We start from the raw sequence: 14044 nt of genomic DNA on the forward strand, positions 1-14044 counted from the left end.
GTGAAGTCCTTTAGATGTTGAAGGCCGGTTCCAGCACCTTGGAGAAGAAGCTCCGGGTGCGCGGTTCCTGGGGGTTGCTGAAAATGTCCTGCGGGGTGCCCTGTTCCACGATCTGGCCCTCGTCCATGAACACCACGGTGTCCGCCACGTCGTGGGCGAAGCCCATTTCGTGGGTGACGATGATCAGGGTGGTGCCGGACTTGGCCAGTTCGCGGATCACGTCCAGCACCTCGTTGACCAGTTCCGGGTCAAGGGCGGAGGTGGGCTCGTCGAACAGCAGGATTTTGGGGTCCAGGGCCAGGGCGCGGGCGATGGCCACGCGCTGCTGCTGGCCGCCGGAAAGCTGCCGCGGGTAGGCACCGGCGCGGTCCCTGAGGCCCACCCGGTCCAGCAGTTCCAGGCCGCGGCGGCGGGCCTCCTCCTTGGATCGTCCCTGCGCGACGACCGGGGCTTCCGCCACGTTCTCCAAGGCGGTGAGGTGCGGGAACAGGTTGAAGTTCTGGAACACCATGCCGATTTCGGTGCGCTGCTTGAGGATGTCCTTCTCGCGCAGCTCGTGCAGCCGGTCGCCGCGGACCTCGTAGCCCACCAGCTGCCCGTCGATGGCGATGTACCCGCCGTCCACCTTCTCCAGGTGGTTGATGGTGCGCAGCAGGGTGGACTTGCCGGAGCCGGACGGGCCCACGATCACTGCCACGCCGCCCGGTTCTACGGTGAGGCTGACGCCCTTGAGGACTTCGGTGGGCCCGAAGGATTTGCGCACGCCGGTGATCTCCACCAGGCCGCGGGTGGCGGTGGGGGCGGGAAGGGTCTCAGTCATCAGAAGTTCCTCCGGTTGGGCACCGCGTGGGTGGCGAAGAATTTGCGGGCCTTCTGCAGGGGCGTCAGCGGCAGGTTCCGCACCGCACCCTTGGAGTAGTGCCGTTCGATGTAGTACTGGAAGACGCTCAGCACGGACGTGATGACGATGTACCAGAGCGTGGCCACCAAAAGCAGCGGCAGGACCTGCTGGGTGCGGTTGTAGATGACCTGCACCGTGTAGAACAGTTCCGAGTAGGCCAGGACGTAGACGATCGAGGTGCCCTTGACCAGGCCGATGATCTCGTTGAACGCCGTGGGCAGGATGGCCCGCATGGCCTGCGGGAGCACGATCCGGGTGGAGCGGCGCCAGCCCGGGATGCCCAGCGCTGCCGCGGCTTCCAGCTGGCCCTGGTCCACCGAGAGGATGCCGCCGCGGATGATCTCGGCCGAGTACGCCGCCTGGTTCAGGGTCAGGCCCAGCACCGCTGCCGCGAACTGGCTGATCAGCGTGGTGGTCTGCACCTCGAAGAACCGGACATCGGTGAACGGGATGCCAAGGCTGATCTTTTCGTACAGGTAGCCCAGGTTGTACCAAAGCAGCATCTGAACCAGCAGCGGCGTGGACCGGAAGATCCAGGAGAATGTCCAGGACACCGAGACCAGCAGCGGCGACGCAGATAGCCGCATCAGCGCCAGGATGAAGCCCAGCACGAAGCCCAGGACCCCGGAGATTGCGGTCAGCTTCAGGGTTTCCACCAGCCCGTTGACCACGGACTGCGCGGTGAACCACTGCGCCACCACGCCCCACTCCCAGCGCGGGTTGGTGGCCAGGGACCAGGCCACGGCAAGGACGCCAAGCGCGACGACGGCAGTCCCCACCCAGCGCCCCGGATGCTTTGCTGCCACCACCCGGTAGGACGAATAGTCGGTGGCCTGCCGGACGGGGGCACCAGGCCCGGTTGGCGGCGCTTCCGCCGCGGGCTGCGGTTGTTGTGACTGCGCCACCTTGGTTGCTGCTGAACTCATGCGCCACCTCGATTCTTGTCGTGAATTCCTTGTGCGGGCGGTTGCCCTGGCTGTTGCCTCTGATGTGGAGCCCTTGCGGCCCGCTGCTGGCTGCAAATCTAGGACCGCGCGGAACGGGCCAGCAAGGCGGCAGGTTGCATATCTTCACCGGGGTTCGCACGGCGTCATGAGTCGTTTTCTTGCGTCTTTTAACCGGCTGTGACGCGGAGTTAACGGGCATGACCAGGCCCTCGACCGCCGTCGTCACGGCTGCCTAGCATGGGCATCCAATCCACCCCCGCCGTCAGGAGCGCCCATGCCAGCCACCATCCCGGCCATCGTCTTCATCGGCGGCGGACCGCGCACGGCGGGCGTCCTGGAACGGATCGCAGCCAACCGGCCGGACGTCTTCGCCGGCCCGCTGCAGATCCACGTGGTGGAGCCGCACATCCCTGGCTCGGGCCGGATCTGGCGCTACGACCAGGACCCCGGCCTCCTGCTCAACTCGATGGCGGCGGACATCACCATGTTCACCGACGAGTCAGTGGACTGCGCCGGCCCCGCCGCCCCCGGTCCCGGGTTGGCCGAGTGGGCCGCCGGCGTGCTGGACGCCTCCATCATCGACGTTCCGGACTTCCCGCAGCCGCTGTGGAAGCAGCTGCGGACCCTGACCGGCACCACCTTCCCCACGCGGCAACTGCAGAGCCAGTACCTCGAATGGTTCTTCCGCCGCGCCGCCCGGTCCCTGGGCCGCAGCGTGTCCGTCCACCGCACCACCGCCGTCGGCATCACGGCGCTGGAGGGCGGCGGGCACGACGTTGCGCTGGCCAACGGCCGGACCCTGCACGCCGACATCGTGGTCACCGCCCTCGGCCACACCGACTCAAAGCCGGACGCCGTCTCCGCCGGCTTCGCGGACTTCGCCGCCCGGCACGGCGGCTACCACGCGGCACCCGCCTACACCACCGACGTCGACTACTCACCCATTGCCCCCGGGCAGGACGTGATCGTTGCCGGGATGGGCCTGGCGTTCGTGGACCTGCTGGTCCTCCTGATGGAAGGCCGCGGCGGCAGGTTCCAGGAAACGGACGACGGCGGGCTGCGCTACCTTCCGTCCGGGAGGGAACCACGGCTGTGGGCCGGGTCCCGCCGCGGGGTGCCGTACCACTCGAAGATCTCCGCAGTCCTGCGGGGACAGGCACCCGGGCCGTTGCAGTTCTTTACGGCGGCGGCGGTGGAGGCCCTGCTGGAGCAGCACGGCGAACTGGACTTCCGGGAGCACCTCTGGCCGCTGATCGCCAAGGAAGCCGGCTATTACTACTACCGCGAACTCCTGACCGGCAGCCCCGAGCGGGCAACCATGGGCTGGGATTCCTTCGCCGCGCGGTACGCCGGCCTCGATTGGTACAGCGGCGAGCGCGCGGACCTGGTGGCCGCCGCCGTCCCGGACGCGGGCCTGCACCTGGACCTGGAAGGGCTGGACCGCCCCTTTGCCGGGCTTCGCTTCGACGGGCACCAGGCCGTCCAGGATGCAGTGGCCGAGTACATCGAAAATGACCTGGCCCTGCGGGACGGCCCGGACCATCCGGAAACCCTTGCCCTGTTCCTGGCCCTGCTGCACGTCTACATGGAGGTGGGGCGGGTGGTTCCGGCGGAGCGGCTGAACGCACGCTCGCAGCAGCTCATCCACGGCTGGTGGCATGGCTTCTTCAGCTTTGTTGATTCCGGGCCACCGCCTCACCGGCTGCGCGAGATGCTGGCGCTGCACCGGGCCAGTCTGCTGCAGTTCTTAGGCCCCAGCCTGGAGGTCACTCTTGACGAGGAGGGTGGAACTTTCCGTGCCACCTCGCCGCATTCAGGCGTCTCCGTTTCTGCCCAAGCGGTGATCGAAGCGCGGCTTCCGTCCACCTCCGTGGCCCGGTCGCTTAATCCCGTGCTTGCCTCGCTGTATGAAAGCGGACTGGGCAGCGAGCAGCAGCTGCTGACTTCGGACGGCATCCACTCCACCGGAAAGCTGCTGGTTTCCCCTGAGCATCGACTGATGGGAGCCGACGGCAAACCCCAACCCAGCCTCTTCGGCATTGGCCCGGGAACGTCCGGCTGGGGCGCGGGCGCCTTCGCCCGGCCCAACACCAACGCCGCGCCCTTCCGGGAAAACGACGCCCTGGCCCGGACCATCCTCGGCGTTGCCCGGGATGCCGCCGCCCCGCCGTCCGGGACAATATCTCCAGAACCAGCCGCTGTTGGAAAGAAGTGAATCCGTGACCGCAGAACCCGACCTCAAACCCAGGTCCCTCGATCCCGCCAGCCTTACGGTCCTCAGCCTGCCCATGCACGACCCGCGGGTCCGGCCGCTGCTGGACGAGCTCGCCGTCGAATATGACACCCGCTACGGGGACCTGTTCGGGCGTAGCGCTGCCGCAGAGGAACTGAACCGCTACCCGGCGGAGGAATTCGAGGAGCCGAACGGCGCGCTCCTGGTGATCCAGGAGGACGGCGAGTCGATCGCCGGCGGGGCGTTCCGCCGGTACGACGACACCACCGCGGAACTGAAACGGATCTGGACCCACTCAGCCCACCGGCGTCGTGGTTTGGGCCGTCTGGTGCTGGACGAACTCGAGGCCCTGGCCGCCGCCCGCGGCTACACCCGGCTGTACCTCACCACGGGTCCGCGGCAGCCCGAGGCCAAGCACCTCTACCTGAACACCGGCTACCGGGCGCAGTTCGACGTGGACGCTGATCCGGAGACCATCGGGCCGCTGGCGTTCACCAAGGACCTGGCGCCTCAGAATTGAACGGCGGTGTCTCCCGGCAGGCAGGGCAGCCGCCGCTAAGCTAGCGCCATGGCCACCAAAACCACAGCAGAGAAGCTTGCCACCCTCCAGAAGGGCTACACCCTGGAAGGCGCCACCATCGAACTGGGAGCCGCCATCATCGACGGCGAACTGCACAAGGACGCGCCGGTGCGGCTGCCGCTGGCCATGATGAACCGGCACGGGCTGGTGGCCGGCGCCACCGGAACCGGCAAGACCGTCACGCTGCACATGATGGCCGAACAGCTCTCCACCGCCGGGGTCCCCGTGTTCCTGGCCGACATCAAGGGTGACCTCTCCGGCCTGGCGACGGCCGCCGTCGGGAGCGACAAACTCAAGGCCCGCACGGACAGCATCGGCCAGCCGTGGGAGGGCAAGACGTTCCCGGTGGAGTTCCTGGCGCTGGGCGGCGACGGCAACGGCGTCCCGGTCCGCGCCACGGTGACCTCATTCGGGCCCATCCTGCTCTCCAGGATCATGGAACTGAACGACACACAGGAATCCAGCCTGCAGCTGGTGTTCTACTTCGCGGACAAGAACGGCCTGGAGCTGATCGACCTCAAGGACCTGCGCGCCGTCATCCAGTTCCTCACCTCGGACGAGGGCAAGGACAAGCTGGAGGAACTCGGCGGCCTGTCCAAGGCGACGGCCGGTGTGATCCTGCGGGAGCTCGTGAACCTGGAGGCCCAGGGCCTGGAGAAATTCTTCGGCGAGCCGGAATTCGACACCGCGGAGCTGCTGCGCACCGCCCCGGATGGCCGCGGGGTGGTCACGTGCCTGGAGCTTCCCACCCTGCAGACCAAGCCCATGCTGTTCTCCACCTTCCTGATGTGGCTTCTTGCAGACCTGTTCGAGGACCTCCCCGAGGCCGGCGACCTGGACAAGCCCAAGCTCGTGTTCTTCCTGGACGAGGCGCACCTGCTCTTCAACGGCGCCACGAAGGCTTTCCTGGAAGCCATCACCACCACCGTCCGGCTGATCCGGTCCAAGGGCGTGGGCATCTTCTTCGTCACCCAGACGCCCAAGGACGTGCCCGCCGACGTCCTGGGCCAGCTGGCCAACCGGGTGCAGCACGCCCTGCGCGCGTTCACCCCCGAGGACGCCAAGGCGCTGAAGGCCACGGTGTCCACGTTCCCGGTGAGCGACTACGACCTCGAAGAGACCCTGACCTCCGCCGGCATCGGTGAGGCCGTCATCACCGTCATGAACGAAAAAGGCGCCCCCACCCCGGTGGCCCTCACCCGGCTGCGCGCCCCCGAATCCGTCATGGGTCCCAGCGACGAAGCCCTGGTCCGCAGCACCGTGGCCGGTTCGGCGCTGCTGGGCAAGTACGGAACTGCGGTGGACAACCCTTCCGCATACGAGAAGCTGAACGGCAAGGCGGCCGCGCCCACGGGTCCGGCGGCTTCTGAGCCTGCTGGCGGCGCTTCGGCCGGTGCCCCAACTGCTCCTGGCGCTTATGACGTGGACGCTGAAGCACGGAGGATCGAGGAGGAAATCCTGGGCCGGCCCAGCAGCAGGCCACCGCAGGCCCCGGTTCCGGCGCCAGAGGATTCCGACGTGCAGTACGGCACCCCTGATTACAGCGAGCCACGTGAGTCCAAGCCCCGCGCCAAGGCGCCCCGCTCCAGGAAGCCGTCGTCCCCACGGCCGGAGCCGGGCGGCATGATGGATGATCTGGGCGGGGTCCTCGGTGGTGCCCTGGGCGGCGGGCTGAAGAGCATGGCACGGTCCATGGGTACGCAGCTGGGCCGCGAATTGTTTCGCGGAGTGTTCGGCACGTCATCCCGCCGCCGCCGTCGCTGACCCGCGTTTCCCAGGCGGCAACTGCTGTCCCTGGCCGATGCCCAGGGCTCCTGTTGCCGCCGTCCCGGCGCCCCGCCGTCGGGCGTTACGTAGGTGTTGCCTGTCTGATTAGGGGGACACCAACTTTAGAGTGCGTCCGCACTGACGTTACTGTGTAGAACGTGCAGATGAGTCAAGCGTTGGTGAGGATCGCGGCCGGATGGCTGTTGGGCCTCATGCTTGCCGTCGCCGGAGCCATCGTGGCCATCAACGTTGTGAACAACACGGTGGCCAGCCCCCAGCAGCCGGTCCGGGAGTACCTGGACGCGCTGAAGAGCGGTGACGGCGGGCGTGCCCTGGGGCTCCTCAAGGCCACCGTTCCACCCAGCAACGCCGCGATGCTGGACGGCCCGGGGCTGCAGTCGTCCGCTTCCCGGCTCTCCAACATCAGCATCGGGGACCCCCAGGAACGCCCGGACAACCAGGTGATGGTGCCCATGGACTACACGATCGATGGCAGCCGGCTGCACACGGAATTCCTGCTCCAAAAGACCGGCACCGAGTGGCTGTTCTTCAACACGTGGGCGTTCGTGCCGTCGCGGCTGCCCACTGTGGACATCACCGTGGTCAACGGCAACGAGGCCCAGGTCAACGGTGTTCCCGTGAACATGCCCAACGGCCGCAACTCCTTCGCCGTGTTCTACCCCGGCCAGTACGAGGCCTCCCTGGACGGACAGTACTTCTCCGCTGCCGCCACCCGCGCCACGGTCACCTCCAAGGATGCGCCCGTGGCCCCGCTCAACCTGCTGACCCAGGCCACGGACAAGCTGAAAAGCGACGTTGCCGCCAAGATCCGGGAGTTCCTGGACGGCTGTGCGGCGGAGGCGGTCAAGGAACAGAAACTCCAGCCGGACTGTCCCTTCTATTACGCCAGCAACAACAGGGTCCAGGACGGCAGCATCCGGTGGACCGTGACCGAATACCCCGGCGTCTCCGTGGAGCCGTTCGACGGCCGCTGGGTGGTGGCGCCCCTGGACGGCAAGGCCAAGGTGGAAGCGCTGCAGCAGAACTCGTTCACGGGGGCCTGGTACCCGCTGGACGCAGAGGTGGACTTCAGCTTCACCACCCGCCTGGATGTCACGGGTGACACGGTCAAGGTCACTCCGCAGCTGAGCTTCTAGCCCTGCTTCAGGGTGCTGCGCCAGACTGGCCCAGTTTTGAAGCCCTGACTTCCGTGTTCTTCAGTGTCCTAGACCCAACCGCCCCGAAAACCGGGCTGGTTCGGCTGCGGCCACCGCAGTGACCCGCGAGCCAGGACCTCCCGGACCTGCGCCAGGACGGATCCCGGGGCGAAGACCACGTCGTCATAGAAGAACCTGAGTACGGGTAGTCCGTGACGGACAGCCATGTTGTCCCTGCGGCGGTCCTTTTTGAATTGACGGGCATCAAGATGGAAGGCGAGCCCGTCAATTTCCACGACGAGGAACCCTTCCAGCAGGAAGTCCACGCGGCCAATCCCCTCGATCCACACCTGGGTCTCGGTGGCTATGCCCGCCTCCCGGAACAGCACCCGGGCCAAGGTTTCCAGGAGGGAGTCTGCGCCGCGTTCAACCTTGGACACAACATTGCGTGCTTTGCCTGACCGGTTACCCTTCAGATGGCGCAACAGCAGGGACGGCTCAATGTCCCCTCTGTTGTAGGCGCATTCCACCATGACCAGCGACTCGAGTTCCGGCAGGCACAGCAGTGCGTGAAGCAGGACGTCGGGAAGTGCTGCAAGGGTCCGATGACGGGGCCTCTGCGTCAGGGGAAGGCGGTGGCTGACACAACGGACGGCACGTCTTCCGTTGCTTTGCCAGTAGTGCGGCCGGGCAGCCGGTTGAAGCTGCCAGAGACCGTAATGCGGGGCGGCAGATGCGCACGTCAGCAGGCTGCGGGCCAGTCCTGCGCCCACCAGCTCGGCATCAGCACCCGGAACGGCCAGCAGCCCGCGCTCCAACCGCACCAACTGCCCGCCACGAACTGCGCGGCTGATCTCTGTTTCCGTCGCCCCGGCGGCAGCCACGTCGCGCCGCAGCAGCACTCCTCCGGCGGATTTGAGGATTTCCGATGGGTCCATGACGCCACAATGTCTGTCCCCAGTGGCTGTCGGCAGGTGTCACGGGCGCTATGTGGACAAGGGGCTGTGCGCACTGGCCCGGTTTTGGGGCCGCAGAAACGGAACTGGCCCGTCTTCAGGCTTTCAAAGCTTGAAAACTGGGCCAGTTCAGCAGGAAAGAACGCGGTCAGTCCATGCCGCGCAGGTCCAGCACCAGCTCGGTATCACCGTCGGCCTGCAGGACCACCGGGATGCCCCAGTCCTGCTGGTAAAGGTGGCAGGCGGCGTGGTCCGGGATCTCGCCGTCCTCGGTCTCGGGGCCGTCGCAGGCGGCGGCGCGGGCGGTGATGTGCAGCACGCCCTCGGGCACGTCCGCGGACAGCTCCAGGGTGCGCAGCAGTCCCACCGAGGTTCCGCCGCCGGATACCAGCAGCTCGGGCGGGGTGGAGGAGATCTTCAGCTGGGTGGGGTCGCCCCAGCGGTCATCGAGCTTCTGTCCGGTGGGCGCCGTGAAGCGGACGGTCAGGTCCAGCGTGCCGGGCGCCACGGGGCTCTTGGGCCGCTGGGTCTGGGACGCGCCCTCGTCCACCTGCTGCGCTTCCTTGGGGATCGGTACGTACACCAGCTGGTGCTTGTTGGCCTCAACCACCACCAGCAGGGGTTCCGATCCCGCGGACTGCGTGTGGTCCACGATCACGTCGGAGGGCTCGGCGAGGCCGCGGGCCAGGGTGGACACGGTGCCGGACGCGGGGTCGTAGCGGCGCACGGCTCCGTTGTAGGTGTCGGCAATCGCCACGGAGCCGTCGGGCAGGACCGTGACGCCGAGCGGGTGCTGAAGCCGGGCTTCGGAGGCGGGGCCGTCGCGGAAGCCGAAATCGAACAGGCCCTTGCCCACAGCGGTCTCCACGGTGATGGTGCCGCCGTCGGCGATGACCAGTTTCCGGAGGGCGGAGGTTTCGGAATCCGCAACCCAGATGTTGCCGTCGGCGTCTTCGGCCAGGCCGGAGGACTGGGCGAACCAGGATTCGTGCGCCGGTCCGTCCAGGAGGCCTTCCAGACCATTGCCGGCGATGATCGACACGGCACCGGTGACGGGGTCAAAGCTGAAGATCTGGTGCGTGCCGGCCATAGCCACTACCACCGCGTTCAGCTTGCGCGACCACACAACGTCCCAGGGCGAGCTCAGCGCAACGTCCAGCGGGTCGTTGCCCAGTGAGCCGCTGAAGCCGGCGCCTTCCTCGTCCACGCGCGCAGGCCCGGTTTCCAGCAGCCGCTGGATGCCGTTGCCTGCCAGGGTGGAGGCCTTGCCGTCCGTGAGCGAGAGTCCGCGCAGGCGGTGGTTGACCGAGTCGGCAATGACGACGTCGTAGCCCGCCTTGGCTGCCACGTCTTCCGGCAGCAGGACCAGGCCCTGGGGTTCGTTGAACTGGGCGCTGGCGGTGTCCCCCGCGGCGGGACCGTCGGCGTAGCCCTTGGTGCCCGAGCCGAAGGTGGCCAGGACGGTTTCGAAGTCGGTGCCTAGTTCCACCAGGCGGTGGTGCCCGGTGTCGGTGACCAGCCAGGAGCCCTTGTCGGCAGCAACGGCGGCTGCGGCACCTGCTGGCGTGCCGTCGTCGGACGTTCCAGCCAAGGCCGTGGATCCGCGGCCCGGCGGCAGGAAGAGCGCCTTGCCGGGGAAGCGCAGGGTGCCGGAGGTCGCCTCGGGCGCCACGTAGGGGCCTGAGCCGCGGTGCAGCGTGCCCTTGGCTTCGTGCTCGGCGATCAGTTCGGGGATCAGGACGGCCAACCCGTCCGCGTGGCCCTCACCGGAGAGGTGGGCCACGATGTAGCCCTCCGGGTCGATGACCACCAGGGTGGGCCAGGCGCGGGCCGTGTAGGCCTTCCAGGTGTCCAGCTCGGGGTCATCCAGCACGGGGTGGTGGATCTCGTAGCGCTCCACGGCCGCGGCCAGCGCCACCGGGTCCGCCTCGTGCTCGAACTTGGGCGAGTGGACGCCCACGGTGACCAGCACATCGGAATACTGCTGCTCCAGCGGGCGCAGCTCATCCAGGACGTGCAGGCAGTTGATGCAGCAGAAGGTCCAGAAATCGAGCAGCACGATCTTGCCGCGCAGGGCCTCCAGGTCAAGGGTCTTGCCACCGGTGTTCAACCAGTTGCGGCCCACCAGTTCGGAGGCCCGGACCCGGGCATGCGTGCGTACGGTTTCGCTCATCAGCGTCCTTCCAGCTTGTTGCGTTCAGCCAGCCTGGCATCGCGTTCGGCCAATTTGGCAAACATATCGTTGTAAGCGGTTAGATCGGCGTCATTATTCCTGTCCGCCGCGCGGTCCACGCGTGTCGCCTCCCGCTGGCTCGACCCGGACCACATAATGGCGACGCCGATCGCCACCAGCAGCGTGGGCACCTCACCGATGCCCCAGGCCACGGCGCCGCCGGCCTGCTGGTCCGCCAGTGCCGAGGGGCCCCAGGCACGGCCCAGGTTGCCGAAGTAGTCCGCGGCCAGGAGCCCGGTCCCGCCCATGATGGAGACCCCGAAGAAGGCGTGGAAGCCCATGGTGGCCAGGAGCAGGAGCAGCCGCATGGGGTACGGGGCGCGGCGGGGAAGCGGGTCCGTACCGATCATGGTCAGCACGAAGATGTACCCCGTCAGCAGGAAGTGCAGGTTCATCAGTTCATGGCCCACGTGCTCCCGCATGGCGAAGCCGAACAGGTCCGAGTAGTAGAACAGCACGATGGAGCCGGCAAAGTTGGCCGCCGCGAACAGCGGGTGCGTGACCAGCTGCGAGAACTTGGAGTGCACGAAGACCAGGAGCCACTCCCGCATGCCGCGGGAGCCGTCGCCACGGGCAGGCAGCGCACGCAGTGCCAGGGTCACCGGAGCCCCCAGCACCAGGAAGATCGGCGCCACCATGGTCAGCGCCATGTGGTCCACCATGTGCGCGGAGAACAGGATGCGGCCATAGACCGACGGCGGCCCGGACGTGATGTAGGTCAGCACCACCAGGCCAATGACCCAGTTCAGCGACCGGAACCAGGGCCAGGAGTCGCCTCGCCTGAGGATCCTGGCGACGCCCATGAAGTAGGTCACCAGCCCGAACAGGGCAACGCCCACCCAGATCCAGTCCAGCCGCCACTCGGTGAGCCAGCGTTCCGGTGTGAGTTCGGGCGGCAGCTCGTAGCCGCTGAGGATGAAGGCGGGTGACGCGTTGGGGGCCGGCTCGGTGGGCTGTGGCGGGGCTGAGCGGCCCAGGGCCACGGCGATGCCGGACGTGGCGCCCATGATCAGCAATTCTGCGACAATGAGCTGCCACAGGACGCGCCTGGAGGACAGGGTGGAGCCTTTGCGTCCCAGCTGCGGAATGACCCACTGCCGGTGCATGAAGCCGATGCCGCCCAACACCACTGCGGCTGCGGTCTTGGCCAGGATCAGCTGTCCGTAGGCGGAACCGAAGAGATCGGACCAGCTGGTGACGCGGATGCTGGCGTTGATGATGCCTGAGGCGAAGACCAGTACGAAAGCGAACCCGGCCAGGCTGGAGAAGCGCCGGAGGGTGGGTTCGGTGATGTCAGTTGCCGCGCCGGGCTTCGCGTCGGTCAGGATGCCGGAGAGCAGGGCCAGGGTGATGATGCCGCCCACCCAGGTGGTCACGCCCACAAGGTGCAGGCCGAGCGAGTTGATTGCGCCTTCGTGGTCGGAAGAGCTTGACGAGTGGCCGATCAGGGCTGTCGGTACCAGGCCGATCAGGGCCAGAATGAGGGTGAGGGCCAGGCCGCCCAGGGACCGGACGCCGAACAGCGCGGTGGTGACCACTGCGGCAATGATGATGACGGCGAGCCATGCGCGGCCGGTTTCAATATCGGTCATGAAGTAGACCAGCGCCTGGGTGAAGGCGGGATCACCGGACAGCCCCTGCCCTGCTACGTCGCCGTACGTGAGTACCAGGACTGCGATGGCGGACAAGGCCCACACGGCACCGGCGACAGCTGCTATCGCCAGCGCGCGGGTGAAGGCGGGGTGCTCCGGTACTTCACTGCCTCCTGAAGCTGCCGTTCCCCGGCCTCGCGGGGTGTGGTGCCGGGCGTTGAGGTTCTTCGGAAGGATGCCGACGGCGAAGACCAGGCCCCCGACGACGGTCGCCAACGAAACGTTATGGATGGCCTTGCTGATCGGCAGGCCCCACCGGACCAGTGCACCGGGATCGGCAACGCTGCGGGCCGCTGCGGCGCCGGAGAAGATCAGGGCTGCTGCGAGGCCAAGGAAGAGCGCCGCCAGGCCCGCAAGCTGCCAGGGCAGCGTAATCCCCCGGGTTCCGGCATCCCGGACCGCAGCTCCCTTGCCGGGATCGGTCTGGGGAGGGGTGGAACGTGGTTTTGCGGCAGAAGACACCATTCCATTGTCCGCCACGCCCGCCCAGGCCGCGAATCCGGGTTAAAAAGCAAGGAGCGGCAACCTCTCGGTTGCCGCTCCTGTTCCGGCCGGTGATATGCCGGCAGGGGAAGCCTACTTCTTGGAGACTGCAGCCTTCAGCTTGGAGCCTGCGGTCAGCTTCACGCTGTGGCCTGCTGCAATCTGGATGGTCTCGCCGGTCTGCGGGTTGCGGCCGGTGCGGGCTGCACGGTCGGTGCGCTCAACTGCGAGCCAGCCCGGGATGGTGATCTTCTCGCCGGCGGCGACAGAAGTCTCGAAAACCTCGAACAGTGCATCAAGGACGGAGTTAACGGCAGCCTGGCTGGTGCCGGCCTTGCCTGCTACCTCTGCAACAAGTTCACTACGGTTCTTAGCCATTTATGTCCTCCTGGACGGTTCTGATTCTGGAGCCTGCACGCGGCATGCGCACAGGCCACTGTCCGAAAACTTACCAGCTTGGGCCCTTCCGATCCGCAAATTCCGCGTGTTTCCGGGACTTTTTGAGGTTAATCACCGATTCCGGGCCATATTCGCGCCCCGTCGAGACTACTTTGCGCTCCCGGCCCGGTTTCCTCACCGGCGCCCGCTCACTTCTGGCGGGTTCTCCCGCGACGCCGGCTCACGTCTGGCGGGTTCTCACCCGAGGCCCGCTCACCTCTGGCAGGTTCTCACCCGGCGCCCGCTCACGGGGCATGGCTAGAGGTGAGCGGGGGTTGATGTTCTACCCGCCAGAAGTGAGCTGGGGTTGATCGTTTACCGGTCAAAGGTGAGCGGGGGTTGGTGTTTTACCCGCCGGAGGTGGGCTGGGGTTTCTGGGAGCCGGGGCCTGGCGGCTGTGGTGGTTAAAGTGGTAGGGCCCTGACGTTTCGTTGTCAGGGCCCTACTCTAATAGTTGTTCCGGCGGTGACCTACTCTCCCACACCCTCCCGGGTGCAGTACCATCGGCGCTGTGGGTCTTAGCTTCCGGGTTCGGAATGGGACCGGGCGTTTCCCCCACGCTATGACCGCCGTAACCTTTTCACCCGAACCCCTTAGGTAATGCCGGGGGTGGGAAGACTTTGTGGTTACAACATTGGTGCTGGTGTTGTATTCAGTTGTTGGTTCCGTGCCATTAACCCGTGGTGTTGGGGGTTGT

General features: G+C 66.9%; 10 protein-coding genes and 1 rRNA gene. 4 read left to right on the forward strand and 7 right to left on the reverse strand.

What is annotated here, in order from left to right:
* Positions 1-10: 10 nt before the first annotated feature.
* Together LFT46_RS19505 and LFT46_RS19510 are read right to left on the reverse strand one after the other, a co-directional pair.
* Positions 11-820 carry an amino acid ABC transporter ATP-binding protein gene (locus LFT46_RS19505; RefSeq protein WP_272910814.1) on the reverse strand — a complete coding sequence of 270 codons (810 nt, stop codon included), beginning with the start codon at positions 818-820 and terminating at the stop codon, positions 11-13.
* Positions 820-1827 (reverse strand): amino acid ABC transporter permease, encoded by a 1008-nt coding sequence (locus tag LFT46_RS19510; RefSeq protein WP_236820768.1) that lies wholly within the window; start codon positions 1825-1827, stop codon positions 820-822. The genes LFT46_RS19505 and LFT46_RS19510 overlap by 1 nt, the downstream gene beginning before the upstream one ends.
* 295 nt (positions 1828-2122) lie before the next feature.
* Between LFT46_RS19510 and LFT46_RS19515 the strand changes: the two genes are divergently transcribed.
* The 4 genes from LFT46_RS19515 to LFT46_RS19530 all read left to right on the forward strand — a co-directional run bounded on the left by LFT46_RS19515 (position 2123) and on the right by LFT46_RS19530 (position 7585).
* A complete protein-coding gene (locus tag LFT46_RS19515) occupies positions 2123-4063 on the forward strand; it encodes an FAD/NAD(P)-binding protein (protein WP_236820769.1) in 1941 nt (646 codons plus the stop codon).
* Positions 4064-4067: 4 nt separating this feature from the next.
* Positions 4068-4601, forward strand: coding sequence for a GNAT family N-acetyltransferase (locus LFT46_RS19520; RefSeq protein ID WP_236820770.1), 534 nt, complete (start codon positions 4068-4070; stop codon positions 4599-4601).
* Between the two features lie 48 nt (positions 4602-4649).
* Positions 4650-6425 (forward strand): helicase HerA-like domain-containing protein, encoded by a 1776-nt coding sequence (locus tag LFT46_RS19525; RefSeq protein WP_236820771.1) that lies wholly within the window; start codon positions 4650-4652, stop codon positions 6423-6425.
* Positions 6426-6592: 167 nt separating this feature from the next.
* Complete coding sequence (locus LFT46_RS19530; RefSeq protein WP_236820772.1) at positions 6593-7585, forward strand: hypothetical protein; 993 nt, start codon at positions 6593-6595, stop codon at positions 7583-7585.
* Between the two features lie 68 nt (positions 7586-7653).
* Here LFT46_RS19530 and LFT46_RS19535 read toward each other — a convergent pair whose 3' ends face one another.
* The 5 genes from LFT46_RS19535 to rrf form a co-directional block, all read right to left on the reverse strand.
* The gene (locus LFT46_RS19535) at positions 7654-8523 is read right to left on the reverse strand and encodes a type IV toxin-antitoxin system AbiEi family antitoxin domain-containing protein (RefSeq protein ID WP_236820773.1); all 870 of its coding nucleotides are present in this window, start codon (positions 8521-8523) and stop codon (positions 7654-7656) included.
* A gap of 166 nt (positions 8524-8689) precedes the next feature.
* On the reverse strand, positions 8690-10714 hold the full coding sequence (locus LFT46_RS19540) for an NHL domain-containing thioredoxin family protein (protein WP_236820774.1): 2025 nt from the start codon (positions 10712-10714) through the stop codon (positions 8690-8692).
* A complete protein-coding gene (locus tag LFT46_RS19545) occupies positions 10714-12891 on the reverse strand; it encodes a cytochrome c oxidase assembly protein (RefSeq protein WP_236820775.1) in 2178 nt (725 codons plus the stop codon). Before LFT46_RS19545 ends, LFT46_RS19540 begins: the two co-directional genes overlap by 1 nt.
* A 111-nt stretch (positions 12892-13002) precedes the next feature.
* On the reverse strand, positions 13003-13287 hold the full coding sequence (locus LFT46_RS19550) for an HU family DNA-binding protein (RefSeq protein ID WP_011693739.1): 285 nt from the start codon (positions 13285-13287) through the stop codon (positions 13003-13005).
* Positions 13288-13804: 517 nt separating this feature from the next.
* Positions 13805-13921, reverse strand: a 5S ribosomal RNA gene (gene rrf / locus LFT46_RS19555).
* Positions 13922-14044: the final 123 nt, after the last annotated feature.

Source organism: Arthrobacter sp. FW306-07-I (assembly GCF_021800405.1).
GTDB lineage: Bacteria > Actinomycetota > Actinomycetes > Actinomycetales > Micrococcaceae > Arthrobacter.

Coding starts and splice junctions, on each gene's coding strand:
- LFT46_RS19505 (WP_272910814.1), bottom strand. CDS start 820: ATGACTGAGACCCTTCCCGCCCCCACCGCCACCCGCGGCCTGGTGGAG.
- LFT46_RS19510 (WP_236820768.1), bottom strand. CDS start 1,827: ATGAGTTCAGCAGCAACCAAGGTGGCGCAGTCACAACAACCGCAGCCC.
- LFT46_RS19515 (WP_236820769.1), top strand. CDS start 2,123: ATGCCAGCCACCATCCCGGCCATCGTCTTCATCGGCGGCGGACCGCGC.
- LFT46_RS19525 (WP_236820771.1), top strand. CDS start 4,650: ATGGCCACCAAAACCACAGCAGAGAAGCTTGCCACCCTCCAGAAGGGC.
- LFT46_RS19530 (WP_236820772.1), top strand. CDS start 6,593: ATGAGTCAAGCGTTGGTGAGGATCGCGGCCGGATGGCTGTTGGGCCTC.
- LFT46_RS19535 (WP_236820773.1), bottom strand. CDS start 8,523: ATGGACCCATCGGAAATCCTCAAATCCGCCGGAGGAGTGCTGCTGCGG.
- LFT46_RS19540 (WP_236820774.1), bottom strand. CDS start 10,714: ATGAGCGAAACCGTACGCACGCATGCCCGGGTCCGGGCCTCCGAACTG.
- LFT46_RS19545 (WP_236820775.1), bottom strand. CDS start 12,891: ATGGTGTCTTCTGCCGCAAAACCACGTTCCACCCCTCCCCAGACCGAT.
- LFT46_RS19550 (WP_011693739.1), bottom strand. CDS start 13,287: ATGGCTAAGAACCGTAGTGAACTTGTTGCAGAGGTAGCAGGCAAGGCC.